We start from the raw sequence: 21,988 nt of genomic DNA on the forward strand, positions 1-21,988 counted from the left end.
ATCCCCGCGTTTTGTCGGTGGGCGCCGATACGGTCACGCCATGAACTCGACCCGACACGCCCCGTCAGACCTTCGCCCGCTTCAGCACACGCAACCCCAGCCCCCGCGTCACCGGCCACGACACGCCACCCCGCCGGATCAGCACCACCGCGCACACCACCGCGGCGACGGCCGAAACCGCCCCGCCGATGTAGAACGGAGACCGCCCGCCGAACTCCTGGGCCATCCACCCGACCATCGGGCCGCCGACCGGGTTGCCGCCGATCAGCACGAGCACGTACAGCCCCATCACACGGCCGCGCATCTCGGGGCTGACCGACGTCTGCACCAGCGCATTCGCCGTGTTGAGGAACGTCATCGTGGCGAAGCCGAGCGGGATCAGGCCGAGGCCGAACGTCAGGTACGTCGGCATGAACCCGGTGATCAGCTCGAACACGCCGAGGAAGAACGCCGACACGAGCATCAGCCGCACCCGCGGCCTGCCCTTCGTCCCCCGGCGGGCCGACATGATCGCGCCGGTGAACGTGCCCACCGCGACCAGCGTCGACAGCAGGCCGTAGCCGTCGGCCGCGGTGTGGAAGACGTTCGCCGCGACGATCGGGAGCGAGCTGAAGTACGTGATGCCGAACGTGCTGACGAACAGCACCAGCACCATTACCGTCATCAGGTCCGACCGGCGCCGGACGTACCGCAGGCCCTCGGCCAGCTGCCCCTTCTCGCGCGGCACCGCGGCGACGCGGAACAGCTTGTCGGGGTTCATCAGGACCAGTCCGATGATCACCGCGACCGTGCTGAGCGCGTTCGCGACGAACAGCCAGCCGGTGCCGATCCAGGTGATCGCGAACCCGGCGATCGCCGGCCCGACGATCCGCGCCATGTTGAAGATGGAGGAGTTCAGCGCGACGGCGTTGGCGATCTGGTCGCGGCCCACCATCTCGGCGACGAACGACTGCCGCGTGGGCACCTCGAGGGCGGCCGTCACGCCGAGGGTGAAGCACAGGACGTAGACCTGCCACAGCGCGACGATTCCGCTGATGTCGAGCACGCCCAGCACGGCGGCCTGCAGGCACGCCGCCGTCTGGATCCAGGTGAGCAGCCGCCGCTTGTCGACGCGGTCGGCGAGGACGCCGGCCCACAGCGAGAGGAGCAGCGTCGGGGTGAACTGCAGTGCGACCGCGATGCCGAGGGCGATCGGGTTGTTGCCGCTGAGGGTGAACACCAGCCAGTCCTGGGCGATGCGCTGCATCCAGGTGCCGATGTTCGAGATGACCTGGCCGGTGAAGAACAGCCGGTAGTTGCGGACCCGCAGGGAGGCGAACATGCCGCCGCGCTGACTTGGGGGTGAGGCGGACGGCGGTGGGGCCGTGTCCCGGGTAGCAGTGGTCTGGATCGAACGCTTGGTTTCGCTACCCGTGGCCGTCACCGTGGTTAGTTCCCCGCCATCCTGTCGATGATTTCGGCGGCTTTGGAGAGCACTTCGCGCTCTTCGTCGCCGAGTTCCGCCAATTTCCGGTCCAGCCACGCCTCCCGCACGGAGATGGCCTTCTGCACGTAGGCCAGCCCGCTCTCGGACAGCTCGACGATGGCCTGCCGGCCATCGGTCGGGTGCGGGCGCCGCTCGACGAACCCCAGCTCTTCGAGCGCGGCGATCACCCTCGTCATCGAAGGTGGCTGGACGCCTTCCTTGGCGGCGAGCTGACCCGGGGTCAGCGCACCGCACTTGTGGAGGGTGGACAGCGCGGCGACCTGCGTCAGCGTGAGGTCGTCCCCGACGCGCTGTGCCCGCAGCCGGCGGTTGAGCCGGACCACCGCGAGACGCAGACGGCTCGCCAAGGAGCGTTCGTGCGTGTCGCCGGACATATAGTTAGCATACCTTACGAATCTGCGGCCGCACGGGTGATCTCCGCCGCAACCCCCGGTGACGCCGTGCGTCCTCTCCAGGACGAGACCTGGGGGTCGGATGAACAAGAAGCTGGCGGGCACGGCCGTGGTGGGCGTGGCGGTCCTGGCGATCGTGGCGGCGCAGTTCCTGGGCGGCGGTGACCCGGCTCCCGCGGCCGCACCACCGCCGCCTTCGCCTTCGCCTTCGACGGCCGCGCCGTCCATCGAGGTCGAGCACCAGGAGGTCTACCGCTTCCCCGACGTGGCGAACGGCCGCGGCTGGAACTTCGCGATCCCGGTGCCGCCCTGGCCGTCCGACCACGTCGGTGACCACGCCACCTACCGCGCCCCCGCGAGCGGCGTGGTGCTCGAAACCGACCGCGTGCCGCTCACGCAGGAAGACCCGGTGAGCGGCCTGCGGGCGCTGGCCAAGGCGAACCAGCCCCCGGACTACCGGCTGACCTCGATCGCCGGCCGGGAAGCCGTCGGGTCGTGCGATGCCGGGCAGTGGGACTTCACGTACCGGAAGCAGGGCGTCACCCGGCAGGTCCGAGAGGTCGGGGTGGGGACCGGGGAGGTCCTGATCACCATCCGCTACGACGCCCCGCAGCCGGTCTTCGAGGCGAACCTGCCGGTCCTCACCAAGGCCCTCCAGGTCGCCGACGCGGGCTGACTACTTGAACGCCGCCTGGATCGGCCCCACCGCGAAGTACGCCACGAAGGCCAGCGCGATCACCCACATCAGCGGGTGCACCTGGCGCGCCTTGCCGGTGGCCGCGCGGATCACGACGTAGCTGACGAAGCCGGCACCGATGCCGTTGGCGATCGAGTACGTGAACGGCATGACGACGATGGTCAGGAACGCCGGCAGCGCGATCGAGTAGTCGGTGAAATCGATGTCGCGGACCTGCGACATCAGCATCGCGCCGACCACCACCAGCGCCGGCGCGGCCGCCTCGACCGGCACCACCTGGTAGAGCGGGGTCAGGAACATCGCGGCGATGAACAGCACGCCGGTGACGACGTTGGCCAGGCCGGTCCGCGCGCCCTCCGCGATGCCGGACGCCGATTCGACGAACACCGTGTTCGAGCTGGCCGAGCCGAAGCCGCCGGCCGCGCCCGCGAGGCCCTCGACGAACAGCGCCTTGCCGACGTTGGGCAGCTGGCCGTCCGCCGGCAGCAGGTCGGCCTCCTTGGCGAGGCCGGTCATGGTGCCCATGGCGTCGAAGAAGTCGGCCAGCACCAGCGTGAACACCAGCAGGCAGACGGTGATGATCGGCAGCCGCGTCCAGGCGCCGAACGAGACGTCACCCACCAGGGACAGGTTCGGCAGGCCGAGCACCTGGTCCGGCAGCGCCGGGTAGCCGAGGTTCCAGCCCTTCGGGTTGGTGCCCTGCGACGGCCCGGCCTTGACGATCGCCTCGACGACGATGGCCAGCACGGTCGACGCGAGCACGCCGATCAGGATCGCGCCCTTGACCTTCCGCACCACGAGGATGCCGGTGACCAGCAGGCCGACGACGAACACGGCGGTCGGCCAGGAGGCGATCGAGCCGTTGATGCCCAAGCCCACCGGGACGGTGGTGTGCGCCGCGTCCGGCAGCCGGCGCACGAACCCGGCGTCGACCAGGCCGATCAGGCAGATGAACACGCCGATGCCGACGGCGATCGCCGACTTCAGCGCGGCGGGCACGGCCCGGAACACCGCGGTGCGGAACCCGGTGAGCACGAGCAGCACGATGATCACGCCCTCGATGACGACCAGGCCCATCGCCTCGGGCCACGTCATCTGCGGGGCGATCGTGACCGCGACCAGGCTGTTGATGCCCAGGCCGGTGGCGATGGCGAACGGGTAGTTCGCGACCAGGCCCATCAGGATGGTCATCACCCCGGCGACGAGCGCGGTCACCGCGGCGACCTGCGGCACCGGGAGGATGCCGCCGAGGACGTCCTTGTGCGCGCCCGCGTCGTCGGCCGAGAAACTGCCGATGATCAGCGGGTTCAGCACCACGATGTAGGCCATCGTGACGAAGGTGACCAGCCCGCCGCGCAGTTCGCGCGGCACGGTCGAGCCCCGCTCGGTGATCTTGAAGAACCGGTCCAGTGTGGACGTCCCCGCGCGGGTCGTCTCCTGCTCCGCCATTCGCCTGCCCATTCTCTCGCTGCTGCGGAGTACCCTGCACCTCGTGAGTGAACCGATCAATCCACCGGAGGTTACGGGCTCGTTGCGGCACACGCCGGAGCTGCCCAAGAGGCTGACCGACCTGACGCCGGTGGTGATCGTAGGCACCTCGATCTGGGCTGTCGCGCTGGTGGTGCTCTTCTTCACGACTTCGGGGCTGTGGGTGCAGACGGCGCTGTCCGGCTTCGCGCTCGGCTTCGTCGGCATGGCGATCATCGCCTGGCAGCGCGCCGCCGCCCGCCGCGGCTCGAAGTCGGCCCAGCGCCTCTAGGGTTACGGCTACGCGAGGAGCGTCCGCGGCGAGGGGTCGTCGAGCAGCGCCGTGATCAGGTGCCGGTCGGGCCAGCGCCCGGCCGCCCAGGCGAACGCGCGCGCCAGCCCATCGGACGTGTCGGCCGCGTGCAGCCGGCCGTCGGACCACCACTGGACGTCGTGTTCGGTGTCCTGGATGCGCACGGTGAGCGGATCGTGCACCAGGACGCCGCCCTCGGGCAGCCGGAGGCCGAGCTGGTCCGCGACGAGCTTCAGCGCGGGCAGCTCGGCCCAGGGCGCGTACTCGCCTTCGCTGGTGACCCGGGCTTCCTCGGTACTCGCGAGCGGCAGGTCGAGCAGGTCCGCGAGCCGCTCCGGGTCCTCGGGAGCGACCACGTACCGCCCGGGTTCGAGCGCCCCGGCGACCCACGGCACGTCCAGGACCACCGCATCGTCCACAACGGACCCGTCGGCGGCCCGGACGCCCCGCGGGGCACCCGGCTCCGTTCCGGACTCGACGACGGCGTCGTAGGCACGCGTCGCCAGCCCCGGCGAAACCACGCGGGCCGGGTCGGCGAGCCGGTCGAGAAGGTCGGCCGCCTCGTCCACAGTGGATAGGCTGAGGTCCGCGCGCACGCCGGCGACCTTGAGCAGGTCTTCGCTCAGGCCGACATCGGGAACCTCGTCGAACAGGCCGGCCAGATCGGCGTCCGGCAGCCGCCACTCGTTCGGCGCGGCCCCTTCGAGCACGGCGTACTGGGCGATCCACCAGGCCGCGTGCCCCAGCGGCGCGCGCAGGGCGTGCCAGGTCCCGGGTCGTGACGCGAGCAGGCGCAGAGCCGCGGGCCAGGCGTCGTCGGCGACGAGATCGAGGTCCCGGATCGCGACCAGCGTCGTGGGTGGCTCGGGCAGCGAGTCCCACCAGGCTTCTTCGTCGGGCAGGTCGTGGTCGGGCTCGTGCGGTTCGTCATCGTCGACGACCGCGAACGAGTCGAGCACCCCGGCGGCTTCGAGCGTGCTTTGCGGCCAGTCCTCGGCGAAGTCCTCGTCGAGGACGTCGAGCGCACCGTCCTCCTCGAAGACCTCTTCGTCGAAGATGTCCAGCAGGGGCGACGCCGGCAGGACGAGCTCGTCGGCCCGGCGCCAGGAATCGGTGCCGGGCAGGGCAAGGGCACCGGCCCAGCGCGGCGCATCGTCCCCGCAGTCGGCGATCAACCGCAGCACGGCCCCGGCGAGCGTCGTACCGTCCAAACCGGACCGAACGTCCTCGACACTGCGTTCGACGGCGTCCCGCAGCTGATCGGCGTTGAGCAGCTCCCGGGCGTCGGCGTGCTTGGCCCCCAGCCGTTCCAGAAGCGGATGAGACGCGGCGGGGTGCACCAGCCGCAGCCCCGGAATGTCCACATCGGACAAAAGGTCGAGCAGCTCGGCGGAGCCTTCCACAAGCAGGCAGCCGCGAGCACCGGGCAGCGTCCGGCCATCCGAAAGCGGAACCGGCAGCCCATCAAGCCGTTCCCCGGTAAGTGCGTGCGACTCGACGGCGATCGCGAGGGCCGCGTAAACATCCCGCCACCAGCCAGGGTCCTTCGCGACCCCAGTCAGCGTTTCCAGCACTTCTTCGACGCCGATCACCTGCACCGAAACGGCTTTCAGCAGTTGCGCGGGCGCGGACCCCTTCAGCAACCCGGGCACGACGTCGGCGAGCAGCGCAGGCAGTCCGGGCACGTCGACGTCGAGCACCCGAGCCTGGCGACCGGAGACCTCAACGCCGTCCTGGGTGGACAGCCAGGGTTCGGCGCTGAGCGTGGCGAGAACCTCGTCGCGCAGCTTGGCGTCCACGGCAGACTTCGGGAACCCGGGCTCGGGAACGAGGGCGAACCGGTGTTCGGCAGGCAGGAGCCGGACCAGCCCGACGTACTCTTTCGCAGCCCGCTCAAGCGCTTCCGTCAGTTCAGCCCCGGGAAGCACCCGCCGACGCGAGGGTTCAACGGGAACGGAAGCGAGAAGCCGGGCGGGCAGCGAAAGCCCGTCATCGGTCGGAGTGGGCGCGCGCAGAACGTCTTCCTCAAGCGGCTCCGGCGTGCCGTCGTCGGCGACCGGAACGGCCCAGACGACGTCACCACGATGGATCAGCCAGCGCGTTTTCTTGACCGGACCCCGGATCTCGACAACATCACCATCGGCCGCACGTGTCCAAACGCGACCGTCCACTTCGAACTCGGCCAGCCACGGCAGCGCGAGCAGCAGATCACCGACATCCCCGGCAAGCTCATCGAGAAGCTGTCGCCCGTCAACGCCGTCGCGCAGCGGAAGCCGAACCTCGGTGTCGAAGCCGGCCGGAACGTCGGCGGGAACGGGCCAGGGCAGGCGCAGGACGGGAACGTCCCCGTCGACGCCCGCGGCTTCCCGGGTACGTTCGGCGGAGAAGGCAACACCGCCGGTGGCGGAGAGAACGCGAGGCTCATCGGAAACGGTCCGCACGGCGGCAAAGCCGACACCGAAGCGCCCTACGGTGCCACCGGTCTTACCGGAGGCCCGCAGCGAAGCGAGCGACGCAACACCCCGCGCATCGAGCGGCGCACCGGTGTTGGCGAATCGGAGTTCGGAGTCCACAAGGGACACCCGAACCCGACCGGCCACCCCACCGGCCATGGCAGCATCGGCGGCGTTTTGGGCGAGTTCGACGAAGAGCCGATCCCGATAGGCACCAACGCGAAGATCACGCTCGACGTTGGTGTCCTCGATGAGCCGAGTGGGCGACTCCCGCCACGAACGCAGGGTGGTGTCCCGAAGCGCCGCGGTCCCAAACGGATCAGCGGCGACGGTCGCGGGATCGGTCACCGGTCGGTGTCGAGCTGAGCTTGCGCTTCATCGGGCTGGGCGGGCTCGGTGACCGCGGAGGTCTCACCATCGAGCGCCCCTCGGTCGACAGCATCGGTAACCTCAGCCTGACTGGGCTCGGCTTCGGCAGGTTCCGGAACCTCACCAACCGCGGGGGCAGGCTCCGAAGCCTCCGGCGCGACAGGCTCGGCCACCGCCGGGGCGGTCGCCAGGTCACCCACATCGGTCACCTCAGCCTGAGTCGGCTCCGCTTCCGCGGGCTCCGGCACCTCAACCGCCACCGGCTCAGCCGCCTCCGGGGCAGCCGACAGGCCGGCCGCATCGGTCACCTCAGCCTGAGTCGGCTCGGCCTCTGCGGGCTCGGGAACCTCCGCCACCACGGGCTCCGGCGCGGTCAGCGCCTCAGCCGCATCGGTCACATCGGCCTGCACCGGCTCGGCAACCTCGTCGGCCGGGGTCGCCTGCTCGACCGGCTCAGCCACCGCACCAGCGGGCTCGGCTTCCGCCGCCCGCTCGGCCTCCAACCCTTCTGCCACCACTGGCTCCGGCGCTTCGCTCGGCTCCGGGGTCGCCCCCGCCTCGGCCGCATCCGTCGCCTCAGCCTGCACCGGCTCGGCAACCTCGTCGGCCGCCGCCGGGGTCGCCTGCGCGACCGGCTCAGCCACCGCCCCAACCGGCTCGGCCTCCGCCGCCACTGGCTCCGCAGCTGCCGGCGCGACCGGCGCTTCCACCGGCTCCGAGGCGGCAGCCACCTCGACCGGCGCCTCCGCAATTTCCGCCGCCACCGGCTCTGCTACCGCCGGCTCGGCCTCGACTGGTGTCGCCGCAAACTCCGCTGGCTCCGCAACCACCGGCTCTGCGGCCGGCAGCTCGGCCTCGGCCGGTGCCGCCGCAACCCCCGCCGGCTCAGCCGGTGCCTCCGCGACCGCCGCCGCGGGCGCAACCTCTGCCGCGACCTCCGGCTCCACCTCCGCCGGCGACACGTCCGACTCCGCGACCCCCGTCTCCCCCTCAGCCGCCGCTGCCTCGACCACCTCCGGCGCCGGCGCGAAGTCCAACAAGGAATCGTCGTACACCAGCTCCGCCACCGGGACCGACGACGTCACCTCGACTTCTACCTCCGAGTGCGCTCCGCACCCGTACTCCACGTCCACCACGTGGCCGTCCGCCGGGGCTATGTCGTTGCTGCACACTCCGAACACTCCGCGCAGCGAACCCGCCAGCGGCACGAAGAACCCGCACGTCCCGCACACGTCCGGGGCGCTCCTGGCCATATCCGAGCGCGGGCCGAACTCGCCTGCGTGCCAGCGGGCCGCCGCCTCCGTCCTTCCGAACCGGGACAGCGTGTGGACCCGGCCGAGGCCTGCCTCGCGGGCCGTCTCCTCCACCGCCGGGTCGTCCGACTGGAGGTATGCCGGGGCCAGGCGGGGGTCGTTCTCGTCCGTCGGGAAGATGTCGCCCACGCCCAGGTCGCCCGCGCGGACGCGGCGCTCCCACGGCACCCACGCCGGGGCCACCAGGGCCGATGGGCCCGGGACCAGCACGACCTCGCTGACCGTCACCGGCTCGTCGTCGCCCGCCAGGGCGACCGTCACCGACCAGCGCCAGCCTCCGTAGCCCGGGACCTGGGCCTCGAACAGGTGACTCGCCGTGACCGCGTCTTCGCGGGTGACCCCCACGTGCCCGCCGAGCTGCTCCTCGGGTGCGTCCTCCAGCACCGCAGCTCGCGCGAACTCCACCGCATCGGCGAGTTTGCGCTGCACGGAACCGTCGTCCAGGGTCAGCAGCAGAGTCATGCGGCCAATTGTGCCGCACGCATCCGCGGCGCCCGTGCCAGGCTGTTCATCGTGCGCACGCCGATCGTCACCTCCCTGCTGCTGGCCGCCGCGCTCGGCGGCTGTGCCAGTGCCCCCGCGCAGGAACCCGGGCCGGCACGGCTCACCGTGCAGGTCGTCGAGACCCTGCCGCACGACCCCGCCGCCTTCACCGAAGGACTCGAGTTCGCCGGTGACACGCTCTACGAGAGCACCGGGCTCGCCGGGCAGTCCACCCTCACCGCGGGCCCGGCCGGCGGGCCGCCCCGGACCACCGCCACCCTGCCGTCACCACTGTTCGGCGAGGGCGTCACCGTTCTCGGGCCCACGCTGTGGCAGCTCACCTGGCAGGACGGCTTCGCCATCGAACGCGACGCGCAGACCCTCGCCGAGCTGCGGCGCGTGCCCTTCCAAGGCGAAGGCTGGGGCCTCTGCCACCAGGCCGGCGGGCGCCTCGTGATGAGCAACGGCTCCTCGCGGCTCACCTTCCGCGATCCGAAGACCTTCGCCGTCACCGGGAGCGTCGACGTCGGCCGCGACCAGCTCAACGAACTGGAGTGCGTCGGCGGGGACGTCTACGCAAACGTTTGGCACACCGACACCGTGCTGCGGATCGACGCCGCCAGCGGGCGCATCACCGGGACGATCGACGCAGGTCAGCTGCGCGCGAAAGTGAACGCGACGGGCGCCGAAGCCGTGCTCAACGGTATCGCCGCCGTTCCGGGCAGCGGCGACTTCCTGCTCACCGGGAAGCAGTGGCCGGTCACGTTCCGGGTGAGGTTCGTCCCGGTTCCGGCGTGAAAGCACGGATGAGCAGGCGGAACCGGCCGCCGATGAGGCAGGATTGACACGTGGCACTCTTCGGCTCCCGCTCCGACGGCACCCCGCCGGGTCAGCCGCGCGGCCGGAAGTCCAAGCGGCGCTGGACGCCGGAGCCCGGCGCGGCGCAGGCCAGGGACTGGCGGGACGCGGCCGCGCCGCCACCCACCCGCGTCGAGCACCAGAGCGCGCCGCCGCCGACCCGCGTCGAACGGCCCGTCCAGCCGCCGCGCGGCGGGTTCCACGACGGCCGCGTGCCGAACGCGAACGAGGCGCCCACCGCCGCCACCCGCCGTCCGCCGCCCCCGCGCGGGGCGCGGCCCTACGACCCGCACCGCACCGAGCCGGTGCGCCGCGAGCCGCCGCCCGGTGGCTTCTACCAGGGCGAACGCCGTCCCGGTAGCGGTGAATACGAGCACTACGACACCGGTGGCTACGCGGGCGAGCCGCGGCCGCCGGAGCCGGAAGCGCCGCCGCGCGAAGAACCGCGGACGCCCGGCGGCACGCCGAAGCTGCCGAAGAAGATCACCGTCACGCGGGTGGCGGCGATGCGCAGCCGTCAGCTCACCGGCCAGGCCGTCGACGCCTTCCAGCGCGCGACGAAGGCCGATGGTGCCGAAAAGTCCGGCCTGACCTCGCTGACCTACGCCGTGATGCTGAACTACGCCAGCGACGCGGCGATGGCGATCGCGCTGGCCAACACGCTCTTCTTCGCCGCGACCAGCGGCGAGAGCAAGGGCAAGGTGGCGCTCTACCTGCTCATCACGATCGCGCCGTTCGCGCTGGTCGCGCCGGTGATCGGGCCGGCGCTCGACAAGGTGCAGCGCGGCAGGCGGCTGGCGATGTGCGCGTCTTCGGTCGGCCAGGGGCTGATGGCCGTCGTGATGGCGCTGCACTTCGACGACTGGCTGCTCTACCCGGCCGCGCTCGGGATGATGGTGCTCTCGAAGTCGTTCACCGTGCTCAAGGCGGCGGTGACGCCGCGGGTGCTGCCGTCGGAGATCACGCTTTCCAAGACCAACGCCCGGCTGACCACGTTCGGCCTGGTCGCCGCGGGCGTGTTCGGCGCGCTGGCCAGCGGCGTCAACGCGATCACCGGCTCGGCGGGCGCGCTGTGGTTCACCGCGCTGATCTGCGTCGCCGCCGCCGTGCAGTCGATGCGGATCCCGGCCTGGGTGGAGGCGACCGAGGGCGAGGTGCCGACGTCGCTTTCGGCCCACCCGAAGGAGAAGAAACGCCGTCAGCCGCTGGGGCGCCACATCGTCGTCGCGCTGTGGGGCAACGGCTCGGTGCGCGTGCTCACCGGCTTCCTGATGATGTTCGCCGCGTTCGCGGTCAAGGCGCAGACCGAAGGCAGCGGGCAGACGCCGTTCATGCAGCTGCTGCTGCTCGGCGTGATCGGCGCCGCCGCCGGGGCCGGCGGGTTCCTCGGCAACGCGCTGGGCTCGCGCCTGCACTTCGGCAGCCCCGACCAGGTGATCGTCGGCTGCGTCGCGGGCTGCGTGCTGGCCGCGCTGGTCGCGACGATCCTGCCCGGCCTGGCCACGGCCGCGATCGTCGGCCTGATCGGCGCCACCGCCAGCGCGCTGGCCAAGATCAGCCTCGACGCCGTCATCCAGGAGGACCTGCCCGAGGAGTCGCGCGCGTCGGCGTTCGGCCGCTCGGAGACCGTGCTGCAGCTGGCGTGGTGCCTCGGCGGGGCGGTCGGCCTGCTGCTGCCGCCGACGTACTGGATCGGCTTCCTGGTCATCACGGTCGTGCTGGCCGTCGGCCTGACCCAGACGTACCTGGTGCGCCGCGGCGGCTCGCTGGTGCCGGGCCTCGGCGGCGACCGGCCGCTGCGGCCGGAGCCGACCGGGAGCTTCCCGGCCCAGGGCCTGCCCAGGGACCCGGCGCCCCGCCGGTAGGCTCCGCGGCATGCGACGTTCCCGGGTGGTGGCCCTGCTTGCGGCCGGTGGGTTCGCGGTGGCCGGGTGCTCGGCCCCCGGCCCGGCCGAGGTGACCTTCTACGCCGACGGCCACACGATCAACACCACGCCGGTGCTCAGCTGCGACTACTCGCAGAAGCTCGCGCAGCCGTGCAGCGCCAAGGGCGACACGCAGACGCTGAAGGTCCGCCCGGGCAAGCCGGTGCAGATCTCGGTGCCCGGCGAGGTCGCCGACGCGCCGTGGCAGATCGTCTACGAGTACGTCACCCCGCAGGGCGAGTTCAAGCAGAGCGAACCGATCCCGTTCACGTCGCTGGACCGCTACGCCTACACGGTCACGCCGCCGACGCCCGCCGACCGCATTTCGGCGGTGGACGTGCAGAAGTACACGGCCGTGCTCAACGCGGAAACCGGCGAGTCGGGCCTGCTGCCCAGCGACGTCTGGGGACTCCGGCTGGAGGCTTAGGGGTCGAGGTCCCGGGCGACCGCGCGCAGGATCTCGCCGATCTGCTTGGTGTGCTTGCGGTCCGGGTAGCGGTTGCGCCGCAGGTCCGGCTGCACCTTGAGCTCCAGCAGCTTGATCATGTCCTCGATCAGGCCGTGCAGCTCCTCGGCGGGGCGGCGGCGCGCCTCGGCGACGGACGGCGGCGGGTCGAGCAGCCGGACGGAGAGCGCCTGCGGCCCGCGGCGGCCGTCGGCCACGCCGAATTCGAGCCGCTGCCCGGCCTTGAGCCCCTCGACGCCCTGCGGCAGCGCGGCCTTGCGGATGTAGACGTCGGCGCCACCGTCCTGCGTGACGAACCCGAACCCCTTCTCCGCGTCGTACCACTTGACCTTGCCGGTCGGCACTTCCCTCACCAGTCCTTCTGCTGTCCGCTCACGACTAACGCGCCCGGGGCGTACCCAGGGCGCGCTGGGTAAAGGGTATCTCGCCACACACCCTGGGGAGAAGTCGATACCGGCGGATACCCTCTTCCGTCATGAAGACCACGACGAAGGAGGCCGCCGTGGCCGCTCCCGGCAAACCGTTCCTGATGCGCGTCGGCATCGGGTTGTTCGGCCTCGGCATGCTCGCCGTGCTGGCGGTGTTCATCATGTTCGCCGCCGGTCTGGAGAACCTGCCGATCTGGCTGTCGGTCGCCGCCGGGGTCATCACGCCGCTGGGCCTGCTGCTCGGCCTGATCGCCCTGGTGATCGAGGCTCGCGCCAAGAACTAGCCGACCGCCGCGAACGTCTTCTCGAACCAGGCCGGGAACTCCGTCAGCGACTCGAACACCACCTCCGCTCCTTCGCTCAGGAGGAGCGCGCGATCGCACGGCCCCGTCGTGACACCGACCGCGATCGCGTTGGCGGCCAGCGCACCCCGGATGTCGCCCGCGTGATCTCCGACATACACGCGGGCGTCGTGCGCCCGGAGCGCCTCGGCCTTCTGCGTGGACCACAGCTCGCCGACGACCTCGTCGACGGCCAGGCCGAGCGCGTCCACGTGCAGCTGCGCGTTGGGCCCGTACTTCCCGGTGACGACCAGCGTGCGCCCGCCGGCCTCGTGCACCGCGCGCAGCGACTCGACCGCGCCCGGCAGCGCGACCGTGCTCGGGACGACCACCTCGGGGTAGATCGCGCGGAACCGGTCGACGAGCCCCGGGATGCGTTCCTCGGGCGCTTCGAAGCCGCGCAGGATGTCGTCGAGTGGCGGCCCGAGGTTGGCCGCGAACGCCTCGCCGTCCAGCGGCAGGCCGGATTCGGCGCCCAGCGCGTTCATCGCCGCGGCCATGCCCGGCCGGGCGTCGATCAGTGTCATGTCGAGGTCGAACCCCACGGTGATGCCCACAACCGACACGTTAGCCGCCACCACCGACATTTTTACACTTCGACCGATCATGTACAGCGCCTTGACACCGGAGTGATCTGTGTCAAGGTGAGGGTGTGACCAGCTTCACCGAGCGGACGAAGGCGTCCCTGCGCGAAGCGCTGCTCGACGCCGCCGCCGACCTGCTGCCCGACCGGGGCCACGCGGGCCTGCGGATGGCCGACGTCGCCGCGAAGGCCGGGGTGAGCAGGCAGACGGTCTACAACGAGTTCGGCAACAAGGCGGCGCTGACCCAGGCGGTGGCGCTGCGCACCGCGTCGGAGTTCCTCGACGGGATCCGGCAGCGGTTCGAAACGGCGGACGGGCTCCTGGCGGGCATCCACCACGCCGTCGTCTACACGATCGAGCACGCGCGGGAGAACCGCCTGGTCGCGGCGGCGCTCGGCACCGAGGCCGGCGAGGACCTGCTGCCCCTGCTCACGACGAAGGGCGAGCCGATCCTCACCGCGGCCGCCGACCTCGCCGCCGAGCAGTACCGGGAGTTCGAACCGGAGCTGTCCGCCGAAAGCGCGGCCCTGCTCGCCGAGACCGTCGTCCGGCTTTCCCTGTCGCACCTGGTGCTTTCCACGCACTCGGCGGCCGAGGCGGCCGACGCCGTCACCGCCGTCGTGGCACCCGCCATCCGCCAATTCGTCCACAATGGAGTGAAACGATGACCGACACGCTGCCGGAGCTGCGGACCGGCTTCTCCTCCCTGCGCCGGGGCGGGCTGAACTGGGACTCGTTCCCGCTGCGCCTGTTCGTCAAGGGCAACAAGAAGTTCTGGAACCCGGCGGACATCGACTTCAGCCGCGAACGCGAGGGCTGGGACACGCTCAACGACGAGCAGAAACGCAGCACGACGTACCTGGTCGCGCAGTTCATCGCCGGCGAAGAGGCCGTCACCGAGGACATCCAGCCGTTCATGCGCGCGATGTCGGCGACCGGCCGGTTCGGCGACGAGATGTACCTGACGCAGTTCTGCTTCGAAGAGGCCAAGCACACCGAGGTGTTCCGGCGCTGGATGGACGCGGTCGGGCTGACCGGCGACCTCCACCCGTTCGTCGCCGAAAACCCGCACTACCGCAAGCTGTTCTACGAAGAGCTGCCGCAGTCGCTGCGGGCGCTGGAGGACGACCCCAGCCCGCTGAACCAGATCCGCGCGAGCGTGACGTACAACCACGTGATCGAGGGCAGCCTGGCGCTGACCGGCTACTACTCGTGGCAGCTGATCTGCACCCAGCACGACATCCTGCCGGGCATGCAGGAACTGGTCCGCCGCATCGGCGACGACGAGCGCCGCCACATGGCCTGGGGCACGTTCACCTGCCGACGGCACGTCGCCGCGGACGACTCCCTGTGGGACGCCGTGCAGCAGCGCATGGGCGAGCTGCTGCCGCACGCGCTGAACATGATCCAGTGGGTGCAGGACCAGTTCGAAGAGCTCCCGTTCGACAACGACCCGCAGGAGATCATCCAGTACGCGGCGGACCGCGCCCAGCGCCGGCTCGGCGCGATCGAGTCGGCGCGCGGGATGCCGGTGGAGCAGATCGACCTCGACTACTCGCCCGAGCACCTCGAAGAGACCTTCGGCGAGGAAGACGCCAAGGCGATCGCGGAGGCGGCCGCCGCAGCAGTTTCCTGACGCCGGGTGTCGCGAATGACTCATTCGGGACGTCGGAGGTCCCGAATGAGTCATTCGCGACGTCTGCCGGTCGCGGTCAGGCGTGCCGGGTGGCGGCGGCCTGCTCCAGCCCCAGGAGGGTGATCGACTTCTCGCGCATCTCCACCTTGCGGACCTTCCCGGTCACCGTCATCGGGAACTCTTCGACGACGTGGACGTACCGCGGGATCTTGTAGTGCGCGAGTTTCCCGCTGCAGAACTCGCGCACCTTCTCCGCCGTCAGCGGCGAAGCGCCTTCGCGCATCCGGATCCACGCCATCAGCTCTTCGCCGTACTTCTCGTCCGGGACGCCGATCACCTGTGCGTCCAGGATGTCCGGGTGCGTGTAGAGGAACTCCTCGATTTCGCGCGGGTACAGGTTTTCGCCGCCGCGGATGACCATGTCCTTGATGCGGCCGGTGATGTTGAGGTAGCTGTCGGCGTCCATCACGGCCAGGTCGCCGGTGTGCATCCAGCGGGCCGCGTCGATCGCCTCGGCCGTCTTGTCCGGCTGCTCCCAGTACCCCAGCATCACCGAATACCCGCGCGTGCACAGCTCGCCCGGCTCGCCGCGCGGGACCGTCAGGCCGGTTTCCGGGTCGACGACCTTGACCTCCAGGTGCGGCCCGACGCGGCCGACCGTCGACACGCGGCGCTCGATCGAGTCGTCCGCGCGGGTCTGCGTCGACACCGGGGACGTCTCGGTCATGCCGTAGCAGATGGACACCTCGCTCATCCCCATCCGGTCGATGACCTGCTTCATCACCTCGACCGGGCACGGCGAGCCCGCCATGATCCCGGTGCGCAGCGACGACAGGTCGAACTCGCCGAAGTCCGGGTGGTTGAGCTCGGCGATGAACATCGTCGGCACGCCGTAGAGCGACGTGCACCGCTCGGCCGCGACGGCTTCGAGGGTCGCTTTCGGATCGAACGCGGGCGCCGGGATGACCATGCAGGCGCCGTGGCTGGTGCAGGCCAGGTTGCCCATCACCATGCCGAAGCAGTGGTAGAAGGGCACCGGGATGCACACCTTGTCCGCTTCGGTGTAATTGCAGAGCTCGCCGACGAAGTAGCCGTTGTTGAGGATGTTGTGGTGGGACAGCGTGGCGCCCTTGGGGAAGCCCGTGGTCCCGGACGTGTACTGGATGTTGATCGGGTCGTCGGCCGACAGCCCGGCCTGCAGGTGCGCCAGCTGCGCCCGGTCGCCGCCGCGGCCCGCGTCCAGCAGCTCCTGCCAGTCCTCGCCGCCGAGGATCACGACGTGCTCCAGCGCGGCGCACTTCTCGCGGACCTCGTCGACCATCGCCGGGTAGTCGGACGTCTTGAACGCGTCCGAGGCGACCAGCAGCCGGATCCCGGCCTGGTTCAGCACGTACTCCAGCTCGTGCGACCGGTACGCCGGGTTGATGTTGACCAGGATCGCGCCGATCTTGGCCGTCGCGTACTGCAGGAACGTCCACTCCGCCCGGTTCGGCGACCAGATCCCGACCCGGTCGCCCTTGCCGATGCCCCGCGCGACCAGGCCCAGCGCCAGCGCGTCGACCTCGGCGGCCAGCTCCCGGTAGGTCCACCGGCTGCCGGCGGCCCGGTCCACGAGCGCGTCGCGATCACCGAACGCGGCCACCGTCCGGTCGAAGTTGTCGCCGATGGTGTCCCCGAGCAGCGGGACCTCCGAGGTCCCCGAGGCGTAGCTCGGCAGGGCGGGCGCGTCAGGCATGGTGCCTCCTGAAGTCGGCGGTGACTGGGCCCGAGTCTAAGAACCCGGTACCGGGTCAGCCAGCTCGGTGGCAGGATCTCTCCGGGAAAAGGGGAGGAAAACCGATGCGAAAAGTCCTGGCTCTGACAGCCGCCGTCCTGCTGCTCGCGGTGGCCGCACCGGCGTCGGCGGCGACGCGGGTGATCGTGCTGCCCGGCGCCACGTCGGCCGAAGGCATCACCGCGGCCGGCGGCGGTGACTACTACACCGGCGACCTGATCGCCGGCACGATCTTCCGCGAAAACCTCGGGCGCGGCACGGCCGAGCGCTTCATCGAGGCGCCGCCCGGCCAGATGGCGGCCGGGGTGGACTTCGACCGGCGCCACGACCTGCTGTTCGTCGCCGGTGCGGCCGGCGGCAAGGCCTACGTCTACGACGTCCGCACCAAGGCGAAGGTCGCCGACTACACCTTCGGCGACCCGCAGACGTCCTACGTCAACGACGTGGTGGTGACCCCGCAGGGCGCGTGGTTCACCGACTCGTACCACCCGCAGCTGTTCTTCGTGCCGGTCGTGAGCGGCCGGCTCGGCACCCCGCGCACCCTGCCGCTGAGCGGGCCGGGCGCGGGCGGCGCGCCGGGCGACTTCTTCATGAACGACATCATCGCCACGCCGTCCGGCGGCACCCTGCTGGTGGCCGCGACGATCCCGGGCAAGGTGTTCACGATCGATCCGCACACCGGGGTCAGCGCGGAAATCGCCGGGGTGGCCGCGTCCAGCGTGGCCAGCCTCGTGCTCGAAGGCAACCGGCTCTGGGCGGTCCAGCTCGACGACAAGATCACCCGGTGGTGTCTCGACGGCGGCCTGAGCCACGGGACGGCCGCGGGCACGATCACCGACCCGCTGTTCGACCAGCCGGTCTCGGCGATCAAGGTGGGCAACCGGCTCGCGGTCGTCAACTCCCACATCTACAGCGGCTACCCGCCCACCAGCCCCACGTACGAGGTCCTCGTCGTCGACGCCTGAGTTGGTAGGGTCCGAACGGACTTCGAGGGGGCGACCGATGGCCGGGTTCCGCGACGAGCTGACCCAATTGCTGCAGGCGCGCTACCCGCTGCTCGTCATCGAAACGCACGAAGAGCAGCGGGTGCTGCGGGAGATCCGCGCGGTCGCCGAAGACGCCAACCGGCTGCGGACCCCGCGCCGCGTGTACGTCTGGTCGTCCACCACCGGGCTGGCTCCGGCGGGCGGGCCGCCGATCAACGAGACGCGTGCCGCGTCCGCCGCCCTCGAGCGGGTCTACGGCTGGGGCGAGCCCGCCGTCTTCGTGTTCGCCGATCTGCACCCGTCGCTGGTCTCCGAGGGCGGCCACCGGCCCGATCCCGACGTCGTCCGGCGGCTGCGCGAGCTCGCGGCCGCGTTCAAGACCCGGCCGGTGCCGCTGAGCGTGATCCTGGTTTCGCCGTCGCTGCCCGTGCCGCCGGAGCTGGAGCACGACGCGACCGTCGTCGACTTCCCGCTGCCCGACCAGCGCCAGATCGGCGAGCTGCTGGACAGCATGGTCGCCGCGCACCGGCAGCACGTCCGGATCGGGATCGACCGCGCCGACCGCGACCTGATCATCGGCGCCGCCCGCGGGCTGACCCTGCCGGAGGCCGAGAACGCGTTCGCCAGGGCGCTGGTCGAGGGCGGCGGGCTGGACCCGAGCGACCTGGAGCTGATCCTCGCCGAGAAGCGCCAGGCCGTGCGCCGGTCCGGGATGCTCGACATCGTGCCGGCGGAGACGAGCTTCGACGCGGTCGGCGGCCTCGACCGGCTCAAGCGCTGGCTCACCAAGCGCACCGGCACGTGGACGCCCGCCGCGTCGGCGTACAACCTGGCGGCGCCGAAGGGCCTGCTGCTCACCGGCGTGCCCGGCTGCGGCAAGAGCCTGTCCGCGGTGTGCGTCGCGAACATGTGGCGGCTGCCGCTGCTGCGGCTGGACCTGGGGCGCGTCTTCGCCGGGCTCGTGGGGTCGAGCGAGAAGAACATCCGCACGGTGATCCGCACCGCCGAGGGCATCGCGCCCTGTGTGCTGTGGGTCGACGAGATCGAGAAGGGCCTCGCGGGCGCGGGCGGTGGTGGCGACGGCGGCACCGCGCGGCGCGTGTTCGGCACGTTCCTGTCGTGGATGCAGGAGAAGTCGGCGCCGGTGTTCGTGATGGCCACCGCGAACCAGGTCGGCTCGCTGCCGCCGGAGTTCCTGCGCAAGGGCCGGTTCGACGAGATCTTCTTCGTCGACCTGCCCTCGGCGCCCGAGCGCGCCGCGATCTGGCGGATCCACCTGCGCAAGCGCGTCACCGACCCGTTCGTGGCCGGCGAGCTGGCCATGGACGACGCATTGTTCGCCGAGCTCGCCGACGTCAGCGCGGGCTACAGCGGCGCCGAAATCGAGCAGGCGGTGCTGTCCGGCCTGGTCGACGCGTTCGCCGAGAAGCGGCCGCTGCGCCGCGACGACCTCGTGCGGGCGGTGAAGTCGACCGTGCCGCTGTCGGTCACCCAGGCCGACGAGATCCTGGCCATCCGGAACTGGGCGGAGACCAGGGCCGTCGCCGCCACGGACACCACCGGCGAAGCGGTCGCCGAGCGGGTCGCGGCGCCGCCGCCGGCGTCACCGAGTGGGAGGACGATCGACGTATGACGCACCGCGTGACCGTGACGATCGGCAAGGACGGCTCGATCAGCGCCGAGACGCACGGCGTGACCGGCTCGAAGTGCCTCGACTACATCCCGCTGCTGGAGGACCTGCTCGGCGCGGAGACGGTGGCGTCGGAGTTCACCGAGGACTACCGGCGGGTTGCCGCGGAGAACACCGCTGTGCAGCAGCAGTCGCAATGGAACTCCTGAACCTGCACCGGATCGTCGACGTCACCCTCGCCGAAGGCCCGGGTGCGCGGTGTGCCGTGTGGACGCAGGGGTGTTCGGTGCGCTGCCCGGGGTGTTTCAACCCGCAGACGTGGACGACCCGCGGCGGGTTTTCGTCGTCGTGGCAGGACTTGGTGTCCCGGGTGGTGGCCATCGAGGGGATCGAAGGCGTCACGCTGCTCGGCGGCGAGCCGTTCGACCAGGCGGAACCGTTGGGGCACTTCGCTTCCGCGGTCCGGTCCGCAGGTCTTTCGGTGATGACGTTCACCGGGCACGTCCTGGAGGACCTGCCGCCGTCTTCGCTGCTGGACTCGACGGACCTGCTGGTGGACGGACCGTTTCTGGTCGACCGGCCGGAGAAGTCACGGCCGTGGGTGGGTTCGGCGAACCAGCGGTTCCACTTCCTGAGCGATCGTTACGACGAGTCGATCTTCACCACGCCGAACCGCCTGGAGCTGCGGATCGCCCCGGACGGCGGGATCGAGCTGAACGGGTTCGCCACCACCGAAGTACTCGAAGCGCTGCTCGAAGGGGATCACCGATGAGTGTCACGCTCAAGCTGCGCAGTGCGGCGCTGGCCCAGCTCGACGCGGCCACCATCGCCGCGCACACGCAGGCGCAGCAGGGTGTCGTCACCGTCCGGACGCGGATGCGGCACCGGGACCTGCTGGCCCGCGCGCTGACCGGGCTGCGCGCCCAGGTCACCGACGACGGCAACGCCGTCACGGCCGCGTGGGAAGGACGGCGGATCACGTTCACCTACGGCCCCGACGGCGTCCAGGTGGCGCACGTCGACGGCCCGGGCCTCGTGCCCGCCGAAGCTTCGCGGCTGGTCCTGTCGGTCGACGAGGCGTACGCGGCCGAAGTGCAGCGAGCGGTGCTGGCCCGGCTGAAGCAGCGCGCGGCCGCGAACGGGATGGTCGTCGAATCCGAGCGGGTCAACGCCGACCAGTCGATCAGCGTCACGCTGGCCGCGACGTCGTGACCGAGACGAGGGTCGGGCTGATCGAGTTCGGCAAGGCGATCCACGACTCGGTCACCGTCCCCGGCCTCGGCGAGCTGCCCGGCGGCCAGGTGAGCATCGGACGCGCGACCCGCGGCGCCCGCGCGCGGCTGCTGCGGGCCGACCGCGTCGTGGCGGACAACCTGCGGCTCGGGATCATGGTGCGGAAGAAGTTCTTCTCCAGCGACGTCGAACCGGTGACGGAAGCCGGGTTCCTGAAGGACGTGTTCGTCGCGACCGGCCGGCGGGACCTCGGCAAGGGCGACGCGCTGGAGCTGTACACCGACGACGCGGTGGGCCCGGACCTGAGCCGCCGGGAGGGCGTCGCTTCGGTGCTGGCGCCGTCGTTCGACGAGCTGACGGGCTTCCACGCGCAGGTGCAGGTCCGGGACGGCGTCCTGCGGTCGGGCGCGTTGTGTTCGGTGGCGCGAAGCGGCCAGCCGGTGCGCGTACTGGGGTTGTTCGGCCCGGCGGGGCCGCTCGAGTCATTGGCGGCGGGCCAGGTGGGAACGGTGTTGCTGGGCTTCCAATGCGACACACCACCGTTCCCGGGCGACGCGCTGACGGCGTTCGCGTTACCGGAGACGTCGGAGCGGCGCGACGGCACAGCGGCGGTGCACGGGGTGACCGACCTGGGCAACGGTTCGGTGGTGGCGGCGGTCGAGGTGCCGGAGGGGCGGCGGGGGACGTTCACGGTGGGGGTGAGCGTCCGGGTGCTGCGCCCGATCGGCACGACGTTCAACGAGCGGTACACGGTGCTAGCGGCGGGGCTGCCGGTGCTTTCGCTGGCGCGGGACGGGATCGCGGTGGGTGCTTCGGCGGGATCGCGGGTGTTCACGGTCGGGCTGGGGACGCGCGATTTGCGGCAGAACGACATGCTCGAGGCTTACGTCCCGGATGCGTTGGCTCCGCCGCCTTCGCCTCTGGTAGATGTCAACACGGCTTCGGGTCCTTCGTTGGCGACGTTGGGCCTTTCGCCGCCGCAGGTGGCGTCGGCGTTGGAGCTGCGCCGGCGTCAGGGCGGATTCCCGGACGTGGAGGCATTCGGGGTGGAGCTGGGAATGCAGCCGCACGAGATCGTCCGCCTACGCGGACGGGCGACGGCCAGCCGGGTGGACTCCCCCGAGACGGGCATCCGCCAGCTCGACATTTGACGG

22 protein-coding genes are annotated in these 21,988 nt (G+C 71.1%); 14 read left to right on the forward strand and 8 right to left on the reverse strand.

Going from position 1 to position 21,988, the window contains the following annotated elements:
* Positions 1 to 64: 64 nt before the first annotated feature.
* Both OO60_RS15645 and OO60_RS15650 read right to left on the reverse strand, forming a co-directional pair.
* The gene (locus OO60_RS15645; RefSeq protein WP_033261569.1) at positions 65 to 1,321 is read right to left on the reverse strand and encodes an MFS transporter; all 1,257 of its coding nucleotides are present in this window, start codon (positions 1,319 to 1,321) and stop codon (positions 65 to 67) included.
* Between the two features lie 107 nt (positions 1,322 to 1,428).
* Positions 1,429 to 1,860: a MarR family winged helix-turn-helix transcriptional regulator gene (locus OO60_RS15650; RefSeq protein WP_003088232.1), complete on the reverse strand. Its 432-nt coding sequence runs from the start codon at positions 1,858 to 1,860 to the stop codon at positions 1,429 to 1,431.
* A 100-nt stretch (positions 1,861 to 1,960) separates the two neighbouring features.
* On the opposite strand from OO60_RS15650, the gene OO60_RS15655 reads away from it, so the two are divergent.
* Positions 1,961 to 2,554, forward strand: a complete 594-nt coding sequence (locus OO60_RS15655; protein ID WP_003088236.1) for a hypothetical protein — start codon at positions 1,961 to 1,963, stop codon at positions 2,552 to 2,554.
* Here OO60_RS15655 and OO60_RS15660 read toward each other — a convergent pair whose 3' ends face one another.
* Positions 2,555 to 4,024: an NCS2 family permease gene (locus tag OO60_RS15660; protein ID WP_003088239.1), complete on the reverse strand. Its 1,470-nt coding sequence runs from the start codon at positions 4,022 to 4,024 to the stop codon at positions 2,555 to 2,557.
* Positions 4,025 to 4,106: 82 nt separating this feature from the next.
* On the opposite strand from OO60_RS15660, the gene OO60_RS15665 reads away from it, so the two are divergent.
* Positions 4,107 to 4,334: a DUF2530 domain-containing protein gene (locus OO60_RS15665; RefSeq protein WP_003088242.1), complete on the forward strand. Its 228-nt coding sequence runs from the start codon at positions 4,107 to 4,109 to the stop codon at positions 4,332 to 4,334.
* An 8-nt stretch (positions 4,335 to 4,342) separates the two neighbouring features.
* On the opposite strand, the gene OO60_RS15670 is transcribed toward OO60_RS15665, so the two are convergent.
* Complete coding sequence (locus OO60_RS15670) at positions 4,343 to 7,156, reverse strand: sacsin N-terminal ATP-binding-like domain-containing protein (RefSeq protein WP_033261570.1); 2,814 nt, start codon at positions 7,154 to 7,156, stop codon at positions 4,343 to 4,345.
* Positions 7,153 to 8,952 carry a DUF3027 domain-containing protein gene (locus OO60_RS48335; RefSeq protein WP_033261571.1) on the reverse strand — a complete coding sequence of 600 codons (1,800 nt, stop codon included), beginning with the start codon at positions 8,950 to 8,952 and terminating at the stop codon, positions 7,153 to 7,155. Before OO60_RS48335 ends, OO60_RS15670 begins: the two co-directional genes overlap by 4 nt.
* Before the next feature lie 51 nt (positions 8,953 to 9,003).
* Between OO60_RS48335 and OO60_RS15680 the strand changes: the two genes are divergently transcribed.
* Genes OO60_RS15680 through OO60_RS15690 form a run of 3 tightly spaced genes read left to right on the forward strand, consistent with a single transcriptional unit; the run spans position 9,004 to position 12,183 of the window.
* Complete coding sequence (locus OO60_RS15680) at positions 9,004 to 9,771, forward strand: glutaminyl-peptide cyclotransferase (RefSeq protein WP_033261572.1); 768 nt, start codon at positions 9,004 to 9,006, stop codon at positions 9,769 to 9,771.
* A 50-nt stretch (positions 9,772 to 9,821) separates the two neighbouring features.
* Positions 9,822 to 11,696 (forward strand): MFS transporter, encoded by a 1,875-nt coding sequence (locus OO60_RS15685; RefSeq protein WP_033261573.1) that lies wholly within the window; start codon positions 9,822 to 9,824, stop codon positions 11,694 to 11,696.
* Between the two features lie 10 nt (positions 11,697 to 11,706).
* Positions 11,707 to 12,183: a DUF2771 family protein gene (locus tag OO60_RS15690; protein WP_033261574.1), complete on the forward strand. Its 477-nt coding sequence runs from the start codon at positions 11,707 to 11,709 to the stop codon at positions 12,181 to 12,183.
* Here the strand turns inward: OO60_RS15690 and OO60_RS15695 are convergent.
* Complete coding sequence (locus OO60_RS15695) at positions 12,180 to 12,566, reverse strand: cold-shock protein (RefSeq protein ID WP_004559993.1); 387 nt, start codon at positions 12,564 to 12,566, stop codon at positions 12,180 to 12,182. The genes OO60_RS15690 and OO60_RS15695 overlap by 4 nt on opposite strands.
* 131 nt (positions 12,567 to 12,697) lie before the next feature.
* Between OO60_RS15695 and OO60_RS15700 the strand changes: the two genes are divergently transcribed.
* Entirely contained in the window at positions 12,698 to 12,934 is a 237-nt protein-coding gene (locus OO60_RS15700) for a hypothetical protein (protein ID WP_004559994.1), read from the forward strand.
* Here OO60_RS15700 and OO60_RS15705 read toward each other — a convergent pair.
* The gene (locus OO60_RS15705; protein ID WP_004559995.1) at positions 12,931 to 13,548 is read right to left on the reverse strand and encodes an HAD family hydrolase; all 618 of its coding nucleotides are present in this window, start codon (positions 13,546 to 13,548) and stop codon (positions 12,931 to 12,933) included. The genes OO60_RS15700 and OO60_RS15705 overlap by 4 nt on opposite strands.
* Before the next feature lie 95 nt (positions 13,549 to 13,643).
* Between OO60_RS15705 and OO60_RS15710 the strand changes: the two genes are divergently transcribed.
* Both OO60_RS15710 and OO60_RS15715 read left to right on the forward strand, forming a co-directional pair.
* Positions 13,644 to 14,243 carry a TetR family transcriptional regulator gene (locus OO60_RS15710; RefSeq protein ID WP_004559996.1) on the forward strand — a complete coding sequence of 200 codons (600 nt, stop codon included), beginning with the start codon at positions 13,644 to 13,646 and terminating at the stop codon, positions 14,241 to 14,243.
* Entirely contained in the window at positions 14,240 to 15,211 is a 972-nt protein-coding gene (locus OO60_RS15715; protein ID WP_004559997.1) for a R2-like ligand-binding oxidase, read from the forward strand. The genes OO60_RS15710 and OO60_RS15715 overlap by 4 nt, the downstream gene beginning before the upstream one ends.
* Positions 15,212 to 15,287: 76 nt before the next feature.
* On the opposite strand, the gene OO60_RS15720 is transcribed toward OO60_RS15715, so the two are convergent.
* Complete coding sequence (locus OO60_RS15720; RefSeq protein ID WP_004559998.1) at positions 15,288 to 16,946, reverse strand: AMP-binding protein; 1,659 nt, start codon at positions 16,944 to 16,946, stop codon at positions 15,288 to 15,290.
* A gap of 104 nt (positions 16,947 to 17,050) precedes the next feature.
* Here OO60_RS15720 and OO60_RS15725 point away from each other — a divergent pair, with 104 nt between their 5' ends.
* From OO60_RS15725 to OO60_RS15750, 6 genes are read left to right on the forward strand one after another with little or no spacing between them, the layout of a single operon-like run.
* Positions 17,051 to 17,950 carry an SMP-30/gluconolactonase/LRE family protein gene (locus OO60_RS15725; protein ID WP_004559999.1) on the forward strand — a complete coding sequence of 300 codons (900 nt, stop codon included), beginning with the start codon at positions 17,051 to 17,053 and terminating at the stop codon, positions 17,948 to 17,950.
* A 37-nt stretch (positions 17,951 to 17,987) separates the two neighbouring features.
* Positions 17,988 to 19,604, forward strand: a complete 1,617-nt coding sequence (locus OO60_RS15730) for an AAA family ATPase (RefSeq protein WP_004560000.1) — start codon at positions 17,988 to 17,990, stop codon at positions 19,602 to 19,604.
* On the forward strand, positions 19,601 to 19,810 hold the full coding sequence (locus OO60_RS15735) for a DUF2997 domain-containing protein (RefSeq protein ID WP_004560001.1): 210 nt from the start codon (positions 19,601 to 19,603) through the stop codon (positions 19,808 to 19,810). The genes OO60_RS15730 and OO60_RS15735 overlap by 4 nt, the downstream gene beginning before the upstream one ends.
* Positions 19,798 to 20,373: a 4Fe-4S single cluster domain-containing protein gene (locus OO60_RS15740; RefSeq protein ID WP_004560002.1), complete on the forward strand. Its 576-nt coding sequence runs from the start codon at positions 19,798 to 19,800 to the stop codon at positions 20,371 to 20,373. Before OO60_RS15735 ends, OO60_RS15740 begins: the two co-directional genes overlap by 13 nt.
* Complete coding sequence (locus OO60_RS15745) at positions 20,370 to 20,813, forward strand: hypothetical protein (protein WP_004560003.1); 444 nt, start codon at positions 20,370 to 20,372, stop codon at positions 20,811 to 20,813. The genes OO60_RS15740 and OO60_RS15745 overlap by 4 nt, the downstream gene beginning before the upstream one ends.
* Positions 20,810 to 21,985 carry a ComEA family DNA-binding protein gene (locus OO60_RS15750; RefSeq protein ID WP_004560004.1) on the forward strand — a complete coding sequence of 392 codons (1,176 nt, stop codon included), beginning with the start codon at positions 20,810 to 20,812 and terminating at the stop codon, positions 21,983 to 21,985. Before OO60_RS15745 ends, OO60_RS15750 begins: the two co-directional genes overlap by 4 nt.
* The last annotated feature ends 3 nt before the right edge of the window (positions 21,986 to 21,988 follow it).

The organism is Amycolatopsis vancoresmycina, from assembly GCF_000716785.1.
Classification (GTDB): Bacteria; Actinomycetota; Actinomycetes; order Mycobacteriales; family Pseudonocardiaceae; genus Amycolatopsis; species Amycolatopsis vancoresmycina.

Bases quoted from the DNA above. Each gene is read 5' to 3' on its own strand.
- OO60_RS15645 (WP_033261569.1), bottom strand. From the start codon at position 1,321: ATGTTCGCCTCCCTGCGGGTCCGCAACTACCGGCTGTTCTTCACCGGC.
- OO60_RS15650 (WP_003088232.1), bottom strand. From the start codon at position 1,860: ATGTCCGGCGACACGCACGAACGCTCCTTGGCGAGCCGTCTGCGTCTC.
- OO60_RS15655 (WP_003088236.1), top strand. From the start codon at position 1,961: ATGAACAAGAAGCTGGCGGGCACGGCCGTGGTGGGCGTGGCGGTCCTG.
- OO60_RS15660 (WP_003088239.1), bottom strand. From the start codon at position 4,024: ATGGCGGAGCAGGAGACGACCCGCGCGGGGACGTCCACACTGGACCGG.
- OO60_RS48335 (WP_033261571.1), bottom strand. From the start codon at position 8,952: ATGACTCTGCTGCTGACCCTGGACGACGGTTCCGTGCAGCGCAAACTC.
- OO60_RS15690 (WP_033261574.1), top strand. From the start codon at position 11,707: ATGCGACGTTCCCGGGTGGTGGCCCTGCTTGCGGCCGGTGGGTTCGCG.
- OO60_RS15700 (WP_004559994.1), top strand. From the start codon at position 12,698: ATGAAGACCACGACGAAGGAGGCCGCCGTGGCCGCTCCCGGCAAACCG.
- OO60_RS15715 (WP_004559997.1), top strand. From the start codon at position 14,240: ATGACCGACACGCTGCCGGAGCTGCGGACCGGCTTCTCCTCCCTGCGC.
- OO60_RS15720 (WP_004559998.1), bottom strand. From the start codon at position 16,946: ATGCCTGACGCGCCCGCCCTGCCGAGCTACGCCTCGGGGACCTCGGAG.
- OO60_RS15725 (WP_004559999.1), top strand. From the start codon at position 17,051: ATGCGAAAAGTCCTGGCTCTGACAGCCGCCGTCCTGCTGCTCGCGGTG.
- OO60_RS15730 (WP_004560000.1), top strand. From the start codon at position 17,988: ATGGCCGGGTTCCGCGACGAGCTGACCCAATTGCTGCAGGCGCGCTAC.
- OO60_RS15735 (WP_004560001.1), top strand. From the start codon at position 19,601: ATGACGCACCGCGTGACCGTGACGATCGGCAAGGACGGCTCGATCAGC.
- OO60_RS15740 (WP_004560002.1), top strand. From the start codon at position 19,798: ATGGAACTCCTGAACCTGCACCGGATCGTCGACGTCACCCTCGCCGAA.
- OO60_RS15745 (WP_004560003.1), top strand. From the start codon at position 20,370: ATGAGTGTCACGCTCAAGCTGCGCAGTGCGGCGCTGGCCCAGCTCGAC.